At 63.0% G+C, this 16,629-nt stretch carries 17 protein-coding genes and 3 tRNA genes; 7 read left to right on the top strand and 13 right to left on the bottom strand.

All coding sequences use genetic code 11. The features are described from left to right. Window positions 1-68: 68 nt before the first annotated feature. From C2134_RS09365 to C2134_RS09355, 3 genes are all read right to left on the bottom strand, one after another. A tRNA-His gene (locus C2134_RS09365) sits at window positions 69-144 on the bottom strand. Between the two features lie 26 nt (window positions 145-170). Continuing rightward, a tRNA-Arg gene (locus tag C2134_RS09360) sits at window positions 171-247 on the bottom strand. Window positions 248-270: 23 nt separating this feature from the next. After that, window positions 271-347 (bottom strand) — tRNA-Pro (locus tag C2134_RS09355). A 238-nt stretch (window positions 348-585) separates the two neighbouring features. Between C2134_RS09355 and folD the strand changes: the two genes are divergently transcribed. The 3 genes from folD (at window position 586) to C2134_RS09340 (ending at window position 3,075) form a co-directional block, all read left to right on the top strand. Beyond that, window positions 586-1,437, top strand: a complete 852-nt coding sequence (gene folD, locus C2134_RS09350) for a bifunctional methylenetetrahydrofolate dehydrogenase/methenyltetrahydrofolate cyclohydrolase FolD (protein ID WP_103319497.1) — start codon at window positions 586-588, stop codon at window positions 1,435-1,437. Between the two features lie 176 nt (window positions 1,438-1,613). After that, window positions 1,614-2,477: a formyltetrahydrofolate deformylase gene (gene purU, locus C2134_RS09345; protein WP_103319495.1), complete on the top strand. Its 864-nt coding sequence runs from the start codon at window positions 1,614-1,616 to the stop codon at window positions 2,475-2,477. A gap of 7 nt (window positions 2,478-2,484) precedes the next feature. After that, on the top strand, window positions 2,485-3,075 hold the full coding sequence (locus tag C2134_RS09340) for a hypothetical protein (protein WP_103319494.1): 591 nt from the start codon (window positions 2,485-2,487) through the stop codon (window positions 3,073-3,075). A gap of 65 nt (window positions 3,076-3,140) precedes the next feature. Here the strand turns inward: C2134_RS09340 and C2134_RS09335 are convergent, their stop codons facing one another. The 5 genes from C2134_RS09335 to rlmD all read right to left on the bottom strand — a co-directional run bounded on the left by C2134_RS09335 (window position 3,141) and on the right by rlmD (window position 8,513). Next, window positions 3,141-3,611, bottom strand: a complete 471-nt coding sequence (locus C2134_RS09335) for an NUDIX hydrolase (RefSeq protein ID WP_052246652.1) — start codon at window positions 3,609-3,611, stop codon at window positions 3,141-3,143. A gap of 202 nt (window positions 3,612-3,813) precedes the next feature. Beyond that, the gene (locus C2134_RS09330) at window positions 3,814-4,644 is read right to left on the bottom strand and encodes an undecaprenyl-diphosphate phosphatase (protein WP_103319492.1); all 831 of its coding nucleotides are present in this window, start codon (window positions 4,642-4,644) and stop codon (window positions 3,814-3,816) included. A gap of 114 nt (window positions 4,645-4,758) precedes the next feature. Then, window positions 4,759-5,385, bottom strand: coding sequence for a YecA/YgfB family protein (locus C2134_RS09325; RefSeq protein ID WP_103319490.1), 627 nt, complete (start codon window positions 5,383-5,385; stop codon window positions 4,759-4,761). Between the two features lie 109 nt (window positions 5,386-5,494). Continuing rightward, window positions 5,495-6,682 (bottom strand): NupC/NupG family nucleoside CNT transporter, encoded by a 1,188-nt coding sequence (locus C2134_RS09320; RefSeq protein ID WP_103319488.1) that lies wholly within the window; start codon window positions 6,680-6,682, stop codon window positions 5,495-5,497. Window positions 6,683-6,968: 286 nt separating this feature from the next. Then, the gene (rlmD, locus tag C2134_RS09315; RefSeq protein WP_103319486.1) at window positions 6,969-8,513 is read right to left on the bottom strand and encodes a 23S rRNA (uracil(1939)-C(5))-methyltransferase RlmD; all 1,545 of its coding nucleotides are present in this window, start codon (window positions 8,511-8,513) and stop codon (window positions 6,969-6,971) included. Window positions 8,514-8,652: 139 nt separating this feature from the next. On the opposite strand from rlmD, the gene C2134_RS09310 reads away from it, so the two are divergent. Further along, window positions 8,653-9,534 carry a L,D-transpeptidase gene (locus C2134_RS09310; RefSeq protein ID WP_103319484.1) on the top strand — a complete coding sequence of 294 codons (882 nt, stop codon included), beginning with the start codon at window positions 8,653-8,655 and terminating at the stop codon, window positions 9,532-9,534. Between the two features lie 48 nt (window positions 9,535-9,582). Here C2134_RS09310 and C2134_RS09305 read toward each other — a convergent pair whose 3' ends face one another. Continuing rightward, complete coding sequence (locus C2134_RS09305) at window positions 9,583-10,860, bottom strand: bifunctional O-acetylhomoserine aminocarboxypropyltransferase/cysteine synthase (RefSeq protein WP_103319483.1); 1,278 nt, start codon at window positions 10,858-10,860, stop codon at window positions 9,583-9,585. 207 nt (window positions 10,861-11,067) lie between these two features. Between C2134_RS09305 and C2134_RS09300 the strand changes: the two genes are divergently transcribed. Next, window positions 11,068-11,580: an SDR family oxidoreductase gene (locus C2134_RS09300; RefSeq protein WP_103319481.1), complete on the top strand. Its 513-nt coding sequence runs from the start codon at window positions 11,068-11,070 to the stop codon at window positions 11,578-11,580. A 7-nt stretch (window positions 11,581-11,587) separates the two neighbouring features. On the opposite strand, the gene C2134_RS09295 is transcribed toward C2134_RS09300, so the two are convergent. Further along, window positions 11,588-13,009 carry an aminotransferase-like domain-containing protein gene (locus C2134_RS09295; RefSeq protein WP_103319479.1) on the bottom strand — a complete coding sequence of 474 codons (1,422 nt, stop codon included), beginning with the start codon at window positions 13,007-13,009 and terminating at the stop codon, window positions 11,588-11,590. 203 nt (window positions 13,010-13,212) lie between these two features. On the opposite strand from C2134_RS09295, the gene C2134_RS09290 reads away from it, so the two are divergent. After that, complete coding sequence (locus C2134_RS09290; protein WP_103319477.1) at window positions 13,213-13,836, top strand: LysE family translocator; 624 nt, start codon at window positions 13,213-13,215, stop codon at window positions 13,834-13,836. A gap of 82 nt (window positions 13,837-13,918) precedes the next feature. Next, complete coding sequence (gene gltX / locus C2134_RS09285) at window positions 13,919-15,307, top strand: glutamate--tRNA ligase (RefSeq protein ID WP_199179903.1); 1,389 nt, start codon at window positions 13,919-13,921, stop codon at window positions 15,305-15,307. 68 nt (window positions 15,308-15,375) lie between these two features. Here the strand turns inward: gltX and crcB are convergent, their stop codons facing one another. From crcB to C2134_RS21520, 3 genes are all read right to left on the bottom strand, one after another. Then, on the bottom strand, window positions 15,376-15,756 hold the full coding sequence (crcB, locus tag C2134_RS09280; protein WP_103319473.1) for a fluoride efflux transporter CrcB: 381 nt from the start codon (window positions 15,754-15,756) through the stop codon (window positions 15,376-15,378). A gap of 72 nt (window positions 15,757-15,828) precedes the next feature. Further along, window positions 15,829-16,191, bottom strand: a complete 363-nt coding sequence (locus C2134_RS09275) for a roadblock/LC7 domain-containing protein (protein ID WP_043622261.1) — start codon at window positions 16,189-16,191, stop codon at window positions 15,829-15,831. Between the two features lie 14 nt (window positions 16,192-16,205). After that, a partial coding sequence (locus C2134_RS21520) for a hypothetical protein (protein WP_103319471.1) occupies window positions 16,206-16,629 on the bottom strand: 424 nt, incomplete at its 5' end.

The raw sequence follows: 16,629 nt of genomic DNA, 5'->3' as shown, positions 1-16,629 counted from the left end.
CTACCAACTGAGCTACATCCACCGCCGATACGGCTTAGACCACGGCTGGGCCGCAATCTGGCAAATTCTGGGGTGGATAATGGGACACTAACCCACGACAACCGGAATCACAATCCGTGACTCTACCAACTGAGCTATCTCCACCACTGGGTACTGCAATCAAGCAAGCTTGGCGCGCCCGACAGGAATCGAACCTGTAACCCCCAGCTTAGAAGGCTGGTGCTCTATCCGGTTGAGCTACGGGCGCTCTATCGGGCTGCTTGTTGTGTCTGGTCGGGGCGGCGGGATTCGAACTCGCGACCCCCTGATCCCAAATCAGGTGCGCTACCAGGCTGCGCTACGCCCCGAACAGAGACCGCAACTATACGGATGAGGCCGAGGCCTGTCAACGGCTTTGTGCAAATAATTTAGCGGGTTTGCGGGGAGTATTTGCCGCTGTTTTCCGGCTTGCGGATTCTGTCTGGATTTTTCTCTTTATTTATCTTGATCTTAAGAAAAATAAACCGCGGAGCCGCTCTTACTGCGCTGCGCAAATAATGCGACAATAGCGCCCGTTATTTATCTGCATCAATATGGGATTCAGGCATGTCGGCACAATTGATCGATGGCAAGGCAGTAGCGGAACGGCTGGTTGAGAAGGTACGGGTGGGCGTGGAAACGCGTCTGGCGCAAGGCAAGCGCGCGCCGGCGCTGGCCGTGGTGCTGGTGGGAGATGATCCGGCTTCGGCAGTATATGTGGGCGGCAAGAAGCGCGCTTGCGAAAAAGCCGGCGTGCGTTCGGTGTCGTATGAATTGCCGGCCGAAACCAGCCAGCAGCAATTGCTGGAGATAATCGACGAGTTGAATGCCGATGCCGGCGTGGATGGAATACTGGTGCAGCTGCCACTGCCGAAACAGATCGATCCGCAAACGGTGATTGAACGTATTGATCCTAAAAAGGATGTGGACGGTTTCCACCCGTATAATGTCGGCCGCCTGGCGATCAAGATGCCGCTGATGCGGCCATGCACGCCGCGCGGCGTGATGACGCTGCTGGAAGAATACGGCATCGATCCCAAAGGCAAGAAGGCGGTGATCGTCGGCGCCTCCAATATCGTGGGCCGGCCGCAGGCGCTGGAAATGCTGATGGCGCGCGCCACCGTCACCGTCTGCCACAGCGCCACGCAGAATCTGGCCGCAGAAGTGGCCAGCGCGGACATTCTGGTGGTGGGCGTGGGCATCCCCAACTTCGTCAAGGGCGAATGGGTCAAGCCGGGCGCGGTGGTGATCGATGTCGGCATCAACCGTCTGGACACCGGCAAACTGTGCGGCGACGTGGAGTTTGACGCCGCGCGCGAGCGCGCCGGCTTCATTACGCCGGTGCCGGGCGGCGTGGGGCCGATGACCATCGCCACCCTCTTGCAGAATACGCTGGATTCCGCCAATCTGAATGCCTGAGCCTTATCCGCCGCGCATGCGGCGGTTCTGAGCATGCTCGCCACAGCGGCCGGTGCAGCCGGGCTGTGGCGATTTTGTTTTTCGCCGCCAAGCTGGCGCGAGAGTTGCAGACAGCCGCGCGCGGCTGTTTTAGTATTACGTAAAACTAATTTACAGATTGATCACGGGTTTACTGAATGAGTCACGAGAAACACTCGGCCACGCTGCTGATCAGCGCGCCGGACAAAAAGGGCCTGGTTGCGGCCATCGCCAATTTCCTGATGACCTATAACGCCAACATCATGCACGCGGACCAGCATCAGGATACCAGCGAGAACCTGTTCCTGATGCGGGTGCAGTGGGATCTGGACGGCTTTACCCTGCCGATGGACAGTTTCGCCGCGGCGTTCCAGCCCATCGCCGACGAGCATGGCATGAATTGGAAGGTGTCGCTGTCGGCCCGCAAGCCGCGCATGGCCATCTTCGTGTCGCAGTATGAGCATTGTCTGGTGGACCTGATGCACCGCTGGCGCATCGGCGAGCTGGATTGCGATATTCCGCTAGTCATTTCCAATCACGAAACCTGCCGCCGTCTGGTGGAGTTCAACGGCATTCCGTTCCATGTGATCAAGGTGACCAAGGACAACAAGGCGGAGGCTGAGGCCGAGCAGTTCCGCCTGCTGGAAGAGGCCGGCGTCGATTTCATCGTGCTGGCGCGCTATATGCAGATATTGTCCGGCGAATTCGTTACTCGCTACCCGGACCGCGTCATCAACATCCATCACAGCTTCCTGCCGGCCTTTGATGGCGCCAAGCCTTACCATCGCGCCTTCGCCCGCGGCGTCAAGCTGATCGGCGCCACCAGCCACTATGTGACCGAGGATCTGGACGAAGGCCCGATCATCGAGCAGGAAGTGACCCGCATCTCGCACCGCGACACGGTGGAGGATCTGGTGGAGAAGGGCCGCGATCTGGAAAAAGTGGTGCTGTCGCGCGCCGTGCGCTGGCATCTGGACAATCGCGTGCTGTCCTACAGCAACAAGACCGTGGTTTTCGATTGAGCCGGCCATGCGCGTGCTGATCGATGATTTGTTCGACCTGTTGCGCTTGCGGGTGAAGCCGCTGGCCGCCTATCAGTACCCGTGGTGGCAGCCGGCGCTGCTGCTGACGCTGCTGGGAGTGATCGCCAGCGGCGATACCACGGAGCTGGGCGGCAATGTCGCCGGCCGCATCGGCTTCATGGTGGCATTCACCTGGCTGGAGACGGTGTTCTTCACCCGCTTCATCGGCTTCTGGCTCCGGCTGGGCAAGGCCGAGCTGGCGGGGTCGCTGTTTGGCCTGGTGGTGGTGGCCAGCGGCCTGCAATTCATCGAGCCGTTGACCAGCTGGCTGCCGGACGATGTGGCGGCCGGCGCCGACATGCTGTTGTCGCTGCTGGGCATGGTGGTGCTGGTGAATGCCTTGTCGCAGGTGTCGGGGGTGTCCAAGCTGCGGGTGCTGGCGGGCGTGGTGCTGTTCGCGCCGCTGGCCCTGGTGCTGCTGGCGGCGACGCTGTCCTTGGCCAATACCGCTGGCTGGGTGGATCTGCCGGCCGACATGGTGGCGATGATGCAGGAGAAGGGCGCCGCGAGCTCCGGAGCGGCGGCGATAGCCAAGTAAGCCGCAGCGGGCAGACAAGAAAAAAGGACACGCTCAAGCGTGTCCTTTTTGATTTTCCGATGGCGTTAATCCACCTTGGCGATGTAACGCGCCAAGCCCAGCATGGCGCGCAAGGCCTGGCCTTTGGCAGTTTCCTCGTTGCGCAGGCGGGCGTAGCGGCGCAGGATGGCGCGGCCTTCGACGAACAGATCCATATCGGTGTCCGGCGACGATACCAGGGCGATGCGTTCGATCTCGTTCTGCGGTTTGGGTTGGCCCTGCGCGATGCACAGGTAGACCTTGTGCGCGTTGAACGGGGTGATGTGGTCGAACAGGTAAAGCATCGAGTTGATGCGCAGCCCAGTTTCCTCGCGTACTTCGCGGATCAGCGCCTGCGAGCGAAGCTCGCCTCGGTTGGCTTTGCCGCCCGGCAAGTTGTAGCGGCCGCCGCGGCTGGCGGTGACGAGCACGCCGTCGGGGAGTTCGATGATGGCAGTAGCGCGCCTGGCCAAATCATCGGGCAGGCGGTCATTTTTACGGTCTTCCAATACACTCATTCTTCCGAAAATATTGATGTACGAGGTCTGTCGCCTCCTGTGTGAGATCAGTGATTCCAAGAAAACCGCCGGTTGTGCTCCACGCGCGTAGAGCAGGGCCGGCGGCTGCCATGAAGGCTTTAGCCCGGAGGAAACCGGGTTTCAATAAGTAGAATTACTGTCTGTTGCAATTCTATAGGATTGACGACGTAAGTCCAGCGCTTTACAGCGCTTTTGCCAGCAGGCCGCCGATGCCGACCAGCAGGCAGTAGAAGCCGAAGGGGCGCAGCGATTCTATCTCGGTTTTCTTGAAGTAGCGCATCAGGAACCAGGTGCTGGCATAGGCGCACAGGCCGGCTACCGCGCCGCAGGCCAGCAGCAGGCCCCATTCTGCGGAGCCATGGCCCTTGTGCGCCAGCTTGGGGATTTCCAGAATGCCGGCCGCGGTGATGATGGGGGTGGCCAGCAGGAAGGAGAAACGGGCGGACGAGGCGTAGTCCAGGCCGTGGGCCAGGCCGGTCACCAGGGTGGCGCCGGAGCGGGAGAAGCCCGGCAGCAGCGCCAGCGCCTGGCCGGCGCCGATCTTGATGGCGCCGGCAAAGCTCAGCTGCGACAGATCGTGCGAGGCCGCTTTCTTTTTCAGCCGGTCGCCCAGCAGCAGCAGCAGGCCGTTGAGGGCCAGGAAGATCAGCACGGCGGTGGTGCTGGTGAACAGCGCGCGCAGCTGTTTTTCCAGCAAGAGGCCCAGCAGGCCGGCGGGGATGGTGCCGGCGATCACCAGCCACATCAGGCGCGCTTCAGGATTACTGGCGCGGCCGCCGGCCCTGAGCCAGCCGCCGATGAGTTCTATCCAGTCGCGGCGGAAGTAGATCAGCAGCGCGGCGGCGGTGCCCAGGTGCAGCATCACCATGAAGGGCAGGAAGTCCGGGCTGGTGCGGTTGATCGACCAGTGCAGCCAGTCCGGGATCAGGACGCCGTGCCCCAGGCTGCTGACGGGAAACAGTTCGCTGACGCCCTGGATCACGGCAAACAGCAAGGCTTCGATTGGATTCATGGATTACCCCTTGGAGATGGACTGCGGCTGCCGGCGCGTGAACAGTGGCCGGCTCGCCTGGTGACGGTCAGTCTATGCTAAACGCGGCGGCATGGCCGCAGGTTTACCCGGCTTTCAATGCTTGTGCCTGGGGTGCGGGTCCGATTCCTGTTCCTCCTGTTCCAACTGGAGGCGGATGCCGGCGAAGAAATCATGGATGCCGTGCACGGAGGGCGAGATGGCGGCCAGCAGTTCGGCGCGGACCTCGCTGGAAATGCCGTCCACGAACGGGCGCATGTCCGCATCCGGGTGGCGTTCAAAACCCAGGGCCATGATGGGCTCCAGGAGCGGCGCGCTGTCCGGGGAATCGAACAGCATGCCCCAGTCATCGTTCAGCAATTCCATGCCGGCGACAAAGCCTTCGCACCAGTCGTTGCCGCGGACTTCGCCATCGGCGCCGGCATCCAGCCAGGGTTGGAATTCGCCGCCGTTCAGCGCCTCGGCGATGTCCTGCCAGTGGCCGCGCAGAAGCGTCACGAACTGTTCCAGCGTTTTTTCGCTGGGAAAGGCCGATTCGTCGTCGAAGGCGTCGCCCAGGATCAGCGGCAGGCATTCCGCCGGGCGGATGGCTTCCGGGCCGGCCAGCAGCGCGGCGAAGAAGCCGTCCAGCTGTTCCAGGTTCATGCAACCCTGGCCGACGAAGCGGGACAGGGTGGCGGACAGGCGTTGATAGTCTTGCTCGCTGAGTGCTTGGTGCGGCATGGCGGACTTTCCTAGTGGATCAGGCCGCCATTATGCGGCAGGGGAGGACAAAACAAAACCGCCCGCAAGAGCGGGCGGCGGGATGTTCGGGACAGGCTGGCGGTTTGGCTCAGGAGGCCAGCACCAGGCCGGCGATCAGCGCGGACAGGATGCTCACCAGCGAGGAGCCGTAGACCAGCTTCAGGCCGAAACGGGACACCATATTGCCGCGTTCCTCGTTCAGGCCCTTCACCGCGCCGGCGATGATGCCGATGGAGCTGAAGTTGGCGAAGGACACCAGGAAAATGGACAGCACGCCGCGGGTGTAGTCGGACAGGTGGGCGGCCTGGTTCTTCAGCTCCAGCATGGCGACGAACTCGTTGGTCACCAGCTTGGTCGCCATGATGCTGCTGGCGGTCAGCGTTTCGTGCGTCGGCACGCCCATCAGCCAGGCGAACGGCCAGAACACATAACCCAGCATGGTCTGGAAGTTGATGCCGAAGATCGAGGTGAAGATGAAGTTGACGCAGGAGATCAGCGCGATGAAGCCGACCAGCATGGCGGCCACGATCACGGCGATCTTGAAGCCGGTCAGGATGTATTCGCCCAGCATTTCGAAGAAGGACACGCGGTGGGCGTCGCTGCTGATCAGCTCGTCATCGCCGAGGGCGGTGTCGTAGGGGTTGATCAGCGACAGCACGACGAAGGTGCTGAACAGATTCAGCACCAGCGCGGTGACGACGAAGCGCGGCTCTATCATCTGCATGTAGGAGCCGACGATGGACATGGACACGGTGGACATGGCGGTGGCGGCCAGCGTGTACATGCGCTTTTCGTCAAAGGTATGGATGATGTTCTTGTAGGCGATGAAGTTCTCGGACTGGCCCACCATCATCGAGCTGATGGCGTTGAACGATTCGATCTTGCCCATGCCGCTGACCTTGGACAGCACGAAGCCGACGGCGCGGATCACCACCGGCAGCACGCGGATGTGCTGCAGGATGCCGATCAATACCGAAATGAACACGATAGGCATCAGCACCATCAGGAAGAAGCTGAACTCACCCTTGTTCAGGATGCCGCCGAAGGCGAAGTTGGTGCCTTCGCCGGCAAATTCCATCAATTTGGTGAAAACGCCGGAAATGCTGCCGACGATGGCCAGGCCATACGTCGTGTTGAGCAGGAAGAAGGCCAAGGCGATCTCGACAACCAGCAGCTGCAGGACGGAGCGGATCTTGATGTTCTTCCGGTCGCGGGCGACCAGTTGCGTCAGGGCCAGCACCACAAGGAGGCCGATCAGAAATTGAACGATATGCATGATAAGTGTCGCTTTAGGGTTTCCCGTTGCCGGGGGCGAGTTACGAGCAAGGCATGGGTCCGGCTAAAAGCGCGCCGGCGGATGCCCATTCTTATTGGCGGTGCGGGTCGGCTTCGCAAAGCCGGGGTAGCGCCACGCCTTGCCGCCATGACCGATGGGTGGCGGTTTCGGTGTGTGCACAATGCGCTGAAGTCGCGATAAAAACTTTTCTTTAGATCAAACAATCTGTCTTTATGTGAAGAGAATTTAGCCCGGTTTGACTCAAAGGTCAAAACCGGGCTTGTCATTACGCTTCAGACGGATGGGATTCGCTCTCGCGGCGAGCCTTTTCTGCGAAGTAATGCGCGCGGCGGGCTTCCTTGGCGGCGGCCTTCTCGGCCATTTCCTGAGCCTTGCGCGCCTTTTCGGCGTCTTCCTCGGCTCGGCGCGCGGCGCGGGCGGCCTCGCGTTCCGCGGCTTCGGCCGCCTCAATCGCCTCGACTTCCTTGCGCGTCTTGCACGGGCTGGTTTTTTCGAACCAGGCCACGGATTCGACGTGCGCGGTGTGCGGGAACATATTGATGATGCCGGCGGCCTTCAGCGTGTAGCCCTTGGTGTGCACCAGCACGCCGGCGTCGCGCGCCAGGGTGGCCGGGTTACAGGACACATAGACGATGCGCTTGGGCGCGGTTTCTTCGGTTATGGCCTTGAGCAGCTGCACGGCGCCGTCGCGCGGCGGATCCACCAGCATCTTGTCGAAATGGCCCAGCGCCGCGAACGATTCCTCGGTCACTTCGAACAGGTTGGCCATCTCGTAGCTGACGCGATCCTGCAGCTGATTGTGGGTGGCGTTTTCCACCGCGCGCTTGACCAGTGCCTGGCTGCCTTCCATGCCGTGGACAATGGCGCCGGAGCGGGCGATGGGCAGCGTGAAGTTGCCGATGCCGCAGAACATGTCGGCGATGCGCTCGCCCGGCTGCGGGTCGAGGAACTTCAGCGCGCGCGCCACCATCACCGCGTTGATCTGCGGGTTCACCTGGGTGAATTCGGTGGGGTAGTACGGCATCTCCACCGCGTATTCCGGCATGCTGTAAGTCAGCTTGGGCGCGTCCAGCGGGTAGATCGGGTAGCAGGTGTCCGGGCCCTTGGGCTGCAGCCAGATCTGCAGCGGGCGTTCCGCCGAGCCGTGCTCGTCGGAGAAGGCCTTCAGGATGGCGAAGTCGGCATCGGTGATGTCGTCCATATTGCGGAACACCAGGATGTCCAGCTTGTCGCCAACGGCCACTTCCACCTGCGGCATGCGCTGCTTGATCGACAGCGTGGCGATCATTTCGCGCAGCGGCATGATCAGGTCGGAAATGTGCTTGGGCAGGATGTGGCACTCGCGCATTTCGGCAATGTAGCTGGAGCTTTTCTCGTGGAAGCCCACCAGCACGCCGCCCTTCTTGGCCACCATGCGGGCGGACAGGCGGGCGCGATGACGGTAGTGCCAGGCCGGTCCGGCGATGGGGGTGAGAATGCGTTCGGACTTGACCTTGCCGATGCGCTTGAGATTGTCTTCCAGCACGCGCTGCTTGATCGCCACCTGGGCGCTGAACTCTACGTGCTGCATCGAGCAGCCGCCGCACACGCCGTAATGCGGACAGCGCGGATCGGCGCGCATGAAGCTTTCCTTCAATACCGCGCTGGTATTGGCGTTTTCGTAGCTCGGCTTCTTGCGGTAGCTGCTGTAGATAACCTTTTCGTAAGGCAGCGCGCCATCGATGAAGATGGTTTTGCCGTCAACGTGGGAGACCCCCCGGCCTTCGTGATCCAGCGACTCGACCAGGGCAATCGTCTGTGGGTGCGTCATCGTCTTGCTTGCAAAATCAAACGGTAAGGCGCGGATTTTCTCAAAAATCGGCAATCCGTGCTGGTTTTTTTACAAACGCGTTGCGCAAACGCTTTCTGTTAGAATCTGCGGAATGATTCAAAGCAATGGAATGAGCAGTATGTGCAAGTGGTTGACGCTGCTGGCGCTGGGTTGTTTGTCGGCGTTTCCGGCCGCTGCGGCGGCGGTGATGCCCGAGCCGGATGTTCAGATCAATCCGGCTGGCCGGCACCTGGTGCTGAATCTGCCGCAGGCGCGGCTGTTCCTGTACCAAGATGGCAAACTGGAGCGGATTTTCCCGGTGGCCGTCGGCAAGATGCTGACGCAAACGCCTATCGGCAGTTTCGACATCACCGGCATTTATCGCGACCCCAGCTGGCATGTGCCCAAGTCCATCCAGGACGAGATGAAGCGCAACGGCAAGCCGGTTCAGACCGTAGTGCCGCCGGGGCCGGACAATCCGCTCGGCCCGGTATTCGTCCGCTTCGGCGAGAGCAAGCTAGGCTTGGGTTTTCACGGCACCAATGCGCCGGCCTCGGTGCCCGGCTTCCGCAGCCATGGCTGTGTGCGCATGAAGAACGATGACGCGCTTTCGCTGGCCAATACCGTCAGCCGCGGCGATGCCGTCACCGTGGCCTACCAGACCATTCTGCTGAACGAGGACGAAACCGGCCAGCTGTGGCTCACCGTCTACCGCAATCACTACAAGCAGGACGACCCGTCGATGCCGTATCTGGCGGATACCTTGCTGGCCTGGCAGCATCAGCATCAGATTGCCTTGTACGGCCAGCGGGTGGACGAGGCGCTGAAGCAGCGCAGCGGCAAGCCGGTCTGCATCAGTTGCAAGAGCGCCAAGGCGCAGATCAGCGGCAAGCTGACGGCGCTGCCCTGGTTGTCCCGGATGAGCCTACCGCAGCCTTTGCCGGCCACCGACGGGCCGGCCTCGCATGAATCCGGCGCGCCGATCAGCCAGCGCGGACATGCCGCCGCCAAGGCGGGGTGAGAGGTAAGATTGTCCATGAAGGGGCCGCTGTTGCGGCCCTTTTCTATTTCAAAGCGCGGCGGCCCTCAGCGCCTGGCCGATGTCTGCCAGGATGTCGTCGATATGCTCGATGCCGATGGACAGCCGCACTAGCTCCGGCCGCACGCCGGCCTGCAATTGCTCCTCCGGCGACAGCTGGCGGTGGGTGGTGGTGGCCGGGTGGCAGGCCAGCGACTTGGCGTCGCCGATATTCACCAGCCGCGTCACCAGCTGCAGCGCGTCGATGAAGCGGCCGCCGGCTTCCGCGCCGCCCCGGATGCCGAAGGACAGGATGCCGGAGGCGCGGCCGCCCAGGTAGCGGTCCGCCAGCGCCTTGCTCGGGCTGTTCGGCAGGCCGGCGTACTCCACCCACTCCACCGTCGCGTTTTCCTGCAGGAAGGTGGCCACTTTCAACGCGTTTTCGGTAATGCGGTCCATGCGCAGGGCCAGGGTTTCGATGCCTTGCAGGATCAGGAAAGCGTTGAACGGCGAGATCGCCGCGCCGGTGTTGCGCAGCGGCACCACGCGGGCGCGGGCGATGTAGGCTGCCGGCCCCAGCGCCTCCACGTAATTGACGCCGTGGTAGCTGACGTCGGGGGTATTGAGGCGGACAAAGCGCTGGGCGTGCTGGCCCCAGGGGAATTTGCCGGAATCGACGATGATGCCGCCTATGCTGTTGCCGTGGCCGCCCAAGTATTTGGTCAGGCTGTGCACCACGATGTCGGCGCCGTGTTCGAACGGCCGGCACAGATATGGCGAGGGCACGGTGTTGTCGACGATCAGCGGCAGGCCGTGGCGGTGGGCCTCGGCGGCGAAAGCGGCGAAGTCCACCACATTGCCCAGCGGATTGCCGATGGATTCGCAGAACACCGCCTTGGTGCGCGCGTCCACCAGGCCGGCGATGGCGGCCGGATCCTGGTAATCGACGAAGCGCACCTCGATGCCGAACTGCGGGAAGGTATGGGCGAACAGATTGTAAGTGCCGCCATACAGCGTGCGGGTGGCGATGATGTTGTCGCCGGCCTCGGCGATGGTCTGGATGGCGTAGGTGATGGCGGCCATGCCGGAAGCCACCGCCAGCGCGCCGATGCCGCCCTCCAGCGCCGCCACCCGTTTTTCCAGCACGTCGGTGGTGGGGTTCATGATGCGGGTGTAGATATTGCCCTGCACCTTGAGGTCGAACAGGTCCGCCCCATGCTGGGTGCTGTCGAAAGCGTAGCTGGTGGTCTGGTACAGCGGCACGGCTACTGCCTTGGTTGTCGGGTCCGGGCTGTAGCCGGCGTGGACAGCAAGCGTTTCCAGCTTCATGGGGCACTCCTCCGCTTAGTCAATATCAATGGCGATCCGCTCGAACTTATCCGCAAAGTATTTCAAACGCAAAGAAATAAAAGGCAGGTTCCATATCGCATTTTTTGATATGGGAAATGGAGCCATCCGGCTTGGCAAGAATCGGGTCGTCGCCGTTGCCGTCCTCCGTCACTTTGCGGGTGTGGTTCACTCAATTAGGAGCAGAGCATGGAAGCATTGGCGGGCAAGCTTGCCCTGGTGACGGGCGCCAGCTCCGGCATAGGCCGCGAGACGGCCAAGTTATTTGCGCAAAACGGCGCAGCCCTGGTTTTGGTGGCGCGACGGCGGCAGGCTTTGGATGCGCTGTCGCGGCGCGGCGGGGGTTCGCTGATTTTTGTCTCCAGCTTTGTGGGCTATAGCGCGGGGCTGCCGAATATGGCGGCGTACGTGGCCAGTAAAGCCGGCTTGATCGGCTTGACCCAGGCGCTGGCCAGCGAGTTCGGCGGCCAGGGCATCCGGGTGAATGCCTTGCTGCCGGGCGGCACCGATACGCCGATGGGACGAGAGGCGGCCAATAGCGTCGAGGCCCGGGCCTGGGTGGAAGGCTTGCATGCGCTCAAGCGGCTGGCGCGGCCGGAGGAGATTGCGCTGTCGGCGCTGTACCAGGCTTCCGACGCCTCCAGTTTCACCACGGGCACGGCGCTGCTGGCGGATGGCGGCGTGTCGATCAGCCGTAGTTGAGGCCGCATCAGCCGGCCAATTCTCCTGCCAATTCGCCCACCCGCGCCAGCGCCCGTTGGTAGGCCTCATTCCACGGATAGCAGCAGGACAGGCGCAGGCAGTTGCGGTAGCGGCCCTTGGCCGAGTACATCGCCCCCGGCACCACGGTGATGCGTTCGGCCAGCGCCTCGCGGAACAGCTGCATGGTGTCGGCGTGGCTGGGCAGCTCCACCCACAGCAGGCAGCCGCCGGAGGGCAGCGTGGCGCGGGTGCCGGCCGGGAAGTGCTGGGCCACCGCGCCGCGCAGCTTTTCCATCTGGCTGATGAAGTGGCGGCGGATCAGCCGCAGGTGGTGATCGTAGCCGCCGCTTTCCAGGTATTCGGCCAGCGTTTCCTCTAGCAGCGCCGGCTGGCCCAGGCTGCTGGAGAATTTCAGCCGCCGCACCTCGCTGAGGAAGCGGCCGGGCGCGATCCAGCCGATGCGGAAGCCCGGCGCCAGCGTTTTGCTGTAGCTGGCGCACAAGAGCACCCAGCCGTCGCGGTCGTAGGCCTTGACCGCGTCTGGGGTGGTGGCGCCGTAAAACAAGTCGGCGTGCGGCACGTCCTCGATCAGCGGCACCTGGTAGTCGTTGACCAGCTGCGCCAGCCGCTGCTTGGCTTCCGGCGGCATGGTGCTGCCCAGCGGGTTGTGCACGGTGGGCATGGCCACGACGGCGTTGAGCCGCTTTTCCGACAGCAGCAGCTCCAGCGCGTCCAGCGCCAGCCCGCTGGTGGGGTGGGTGGGAATTTCGATCACGGAGAGGCCCAGGTCTTTCAGCATGGGCAGTAGGGCGAAGTAGGTGGGCGATTCCACCCCTACCGTATCGCCGGGTTTGCAGGTGGCCCTGAGCGCCAATTGCAGCGCTTCGGTGCAGCCGTTGCTGATCACCAGATCATCGGCCGCCAGCACGCAGCCCCAGCTGACTGCGCGTTGGGCGATCTGCCGCCGCAGCCGTTCCGATCCAGGCGGGAACGGGTAGTCGGTGGTCAGCTCCGGTTGCTGGCGCAGCAGGCGGCCCATGATGTGCTTGAAGCGGGTGGTGGGGTAGAAGTCGCTGCCGCGCGGGCTGGCCAGCGACAGGTCGATGAAATCCGCCTGGTTCTGCGCGCCCATCACCGCCTCGATCTGATCCACCACCTCGCCGGTGTGGTGGGCGGCGCTTTGGCGGCGCATGCGCGGCAGGGGCAGGGTGGCGGCTGATTTGACGTAGAAGCCGGACTGCGGACGCGCTTCGATCAAGCCGCGATCCTCCAGCGTGCGGTAGGTCTGCAGGATGGTGGACGGGCTGACCTTATGCATGGCGCAAGCCTTGCGCACCGAAGGCAACCGCTCGCCCGGCCGTACCGTGCCGTTCTGGATCAGCGTGATCCACTCGTTGACCAGCTGCTGATATAGCGGCTCTTGGCTCATGTTTTGCTCCCATGCAAATCCGAACAGTACAGTTTCGAACGAAATCGACCATAACAGTTACGCAACTGTACAACTGTTATGGTCTCAATTCTATTTTTCTGAATCTGTATTTGTCCAGCCGCAAGGCATATGATGGCGGCCTTGAGTCGGGGGACTGCCCCGAGGATGCCGGCGCCTTGCCGGACGCGGTTTCAGGAGTCGTCATGAATCTGGTTGCGCTTGTCACTTATCTGCTGGTGATGTCCATCACCCCTGGCCCCAATAATCTGGTGCTGGCCTCGTCCGGCGTGAATTTCGGTTTTTCCCGCACGCTGCCGTCGCTGTTGGGCATGACGCTGGGCCTGTCCCTGCAGATCGGCATCCTCACGGTGTTTCTGGGCGAGGTGATGGCGACCATGGCGTCGCTGCAGTTGTACCTGGCGTTGGCCGGCTGCGGCTATCTCTTGTGGCTGTCCTGGGGCATGGCGCGCTCCGGCAGCGCCAAGCGCATGGAAGCCGGCGCGCGGCCCATGGGCTTCTGGGGCGGCATGCTGTTCAACTGGCTGAACCCCAAGGTCTGGCTGATGGGCTTCAATATGGTGATGGTGTTCCTGCCGGCGCAGATGAATCCGTGGCACGCCGCCGCGCTGTTTGTGCTGATCACCTTCCTCACCAGTCTGCCGTGCATCGCGGTATGGGCCGGTTCCGGCGTGGCCATTCGCCGCTTTCTGGATTCCCCGGGCCGTCTGCGCCTGTTCAACTGCGCCATGGCGGCGCTCTTGGCGTTGACGGCCTTGTGGCTGCTGTCGGAAATGCTGCCAGCCAAGCCGCTGCCCAACATGATCTGATCAAAATCCGGCCCGCGTTTGCGGGCTTTTTTGTTGGCGGCGTACAATAGCCGTCTTTCAGTGTTTTCGTAGAGTCCAACCCATCATGATCCGTACCCGTTTCGCTCCCAGCCCCACCGGTTATCTGCATATCGGCGGCGTCCGCACTGCGCTGTTCTCCTGGGCTTTTGCCCGCAAGAATAAGGGCGTATTCGTGCTGCGCATCGAAGACACCGACCTGGAGCGCTCCACGCCGGAATCGGTCAAGGCCATTCTGGACGGCATGCACTGGGTGGGTCTGGACTACGACGAGGGTCCGTTCTATCAGACGCACCGCTTCGACCGTTACAAGGAAGTGATCCAGCAGCTGCTGGCCTCTGGCCATGCCTACCATTGCTACTGCAGCAAGGAAGAGCTGGAAGCGATGCGCGCCGATCAAGAGGCGCGCGGCGAAAAGCCGCGCTACGACCGCCGCTGGCGTCCGGAAGCCGGCAAGACCCTGCCGGCCATCCCGGAGGGCGTGCAGCCGGTGGTGCGCTTCAAGACGCCGCTCTCCGGCGTGGTGGCCTGGGACGACGCGGTCAAGGGCCGCATCGAGATTTCCAATGAAGAACTGGACGATCTGATCATCGCCCGCCCGGACGGCAGCCCCACCTATAACTTCTGCGTGGTGGTGGACGACTGGGACATGCAGATCACCCACGTGATCCGCGGCGACGACCACGTCAACAATACCCCGCGCCAGATCAACATCCTGAAGGCGCTGAACGCGCCGCTGCCGGTGTACGGCCACCTGCCGATGATCCTGAATGAAGACGGCCAGAAGATGTCCAAGCGCCGCGACGCGGTCAGCGTGGTGGACTACGCCGACAAGGGCATCCTGCCGGAAGCGCTGCTGAACTATCTGGCGCGCCTGGGCTGGGGCCACGGCGACGACGAATTCTTCACCATAGAGCAGTTTGTCGAGTGGTTCACGCTGGAAGCGGTGAGCCCGTCCGCCAGCCGCTTCAACCATGAAAAATTCATGTGGCTGAACGCCCAGCACATCAAGGCCGCCGACAACGCTCGCCTGGCGGAGCTGATCGCCCCGCGTCTGGCCGCCGCCGGCATCGAAGCCGCGAATGGCCCGGCGCTGACCGATGTGATCGCGCTGGTGAAGGATCGCGTGCAGGATCTGAACGCCTTGGCCGTGGAGGCCGATTACTTCTACCGGAAGCGTGAGCCGGCCGCCGCCGATGTGGAGAAGCATCTGGCGGGCGACGCCGTTGCGCGCATGGGCCGCTTCGCCGACAAGCTGGAAGGTTTGGAAAGCTGGACCGCCGAGTCCATCCACGAGCTGTTCAAGCCGTTCTGCGCCGAAGAGGGCATCAAGATGGGCCAGCTAGGCATGCCGCTGCGCGTGCTGGTGTGCGGCACCACGCAAACGCCGTCGGTGGACGCTGTATTGGCCTTGATCGGCAAGGAAGAAGTGCTGCGCCGCATCCGTGGCTGATTCGGCTTTTCAGCCTGAAGCACAATGCCCCGCCTTGCGCGGGGCGTTTTGTTTGTGTGGGCTGTGCGCTAGCGCCGCAGCCACTGCCAGCTGGCGATGCCGGCCATGGTCATCAGCAGCGAGCCGCTGACGTGGAAAGCGATGGCGGTCAGCGCCGGCAGCAATTGCCCCTGGCGCAGCAGGTCCACCACCTCGGCCGAAAAAGTGGAAAACGTGGTCAGCCCGCCGCAAAAGCCGGTGATGATCAACAGCCGCCATAGCGGCGACAGGCCCGGCAGGTCGGCGAACACCGCCACGGCCACGCCGATGATGTAGCCGCCTATCAGGTTGGCGGCCAGCGTGCCCGGGGGCAGCGCCGGGAACAGGCTGTTGAGGCGCAGGCCCAGCAGCCAGCGCAGCAAGGCGCCGGCGGCGGCGCCGATGGCGATGGCCAGTATCGATTTCCACATGGTCGGGACGCTTGAAGCGGCAAACAGTTTTCATTCTGCATGGCGGCGTCCCGCGCGTACAGCCCCGCGGCCTCACAGGATTTCGGCGATGGCGCGGGCGGCGCGCTTGGCGTCCAGGAAAATCAGCCCGAGCTTCGCCTCCTTGCGCGCGATCACCGCCAACACCGCGTCGCGGCTGGCATGGCTCATCAGGATGTAGCCGTTGTCCCCTTTGACCATCACCTGCTCCAGTTCGCCGCGCGACAGCTCGCGCGCGGTGCGCTCGCCCAGCGACAGCATGGCGGCAGCCATCGCGCCGACGCGATCTTCGTCCACGTCCTGCGGCAAGAGCGCCGCCATGGTCAGGCCGTCGGCTGAGATGATGGCCGAGGCCTCAATGTCGGCGGAGGCGCCGTTCAGGTCCTTCAAGATCGATTTGAGCATTTGTTCGCGCATGGTTTTCTCCGGGGCTAGGCGTAGCGGCGGGCCAGCAGCTCCACCAGCGTGACGAAATGCTGGTCTTGCAGGCGCGGCATGCCGCCGATGATCAGGACAAACGATTGCTGGCCGATGTACAGCGGGTAGAAGGCCAGCTCGCTGGCGCCGGCCGGATTGGCCACCGCCCAGGCCGAGCTGCCCAGGTTCAGATGCTGTTGCAGCAGCAGGGCGTGGCGGCGGCCCAGGCTGATGATGTCGCCTGCCAGCGCGGCCACTTCCTCTGCCGTTTCGTGATGAAAGCCGGCTGCGGCGTAATACAAGCCGTTGTCGTCGGCCAACATGGCGCGGCCGCTGTCGGACAGCGCCGTCAGCACCGGCGGCAGCTGGCTTTCCAGATTGCTGCCCAGCGTGGGGCGCGGCGTTTCCGTGCCGTGGACGAAATCCAGCCGCTGCAGC

The organism is Chromobacterium sinusclupearum (assembly GCF_002902845.1).
GTDB lineage: Bacteria > Pseudomonadota > Gammaproteobacteria > Burkholderiales > Chromobacteriaceae > Chromobacterium > Chromobacterium sinusclupearum.
This window is presented reverse-complemented; position numbering and strand designations above follow the sequence as displayed.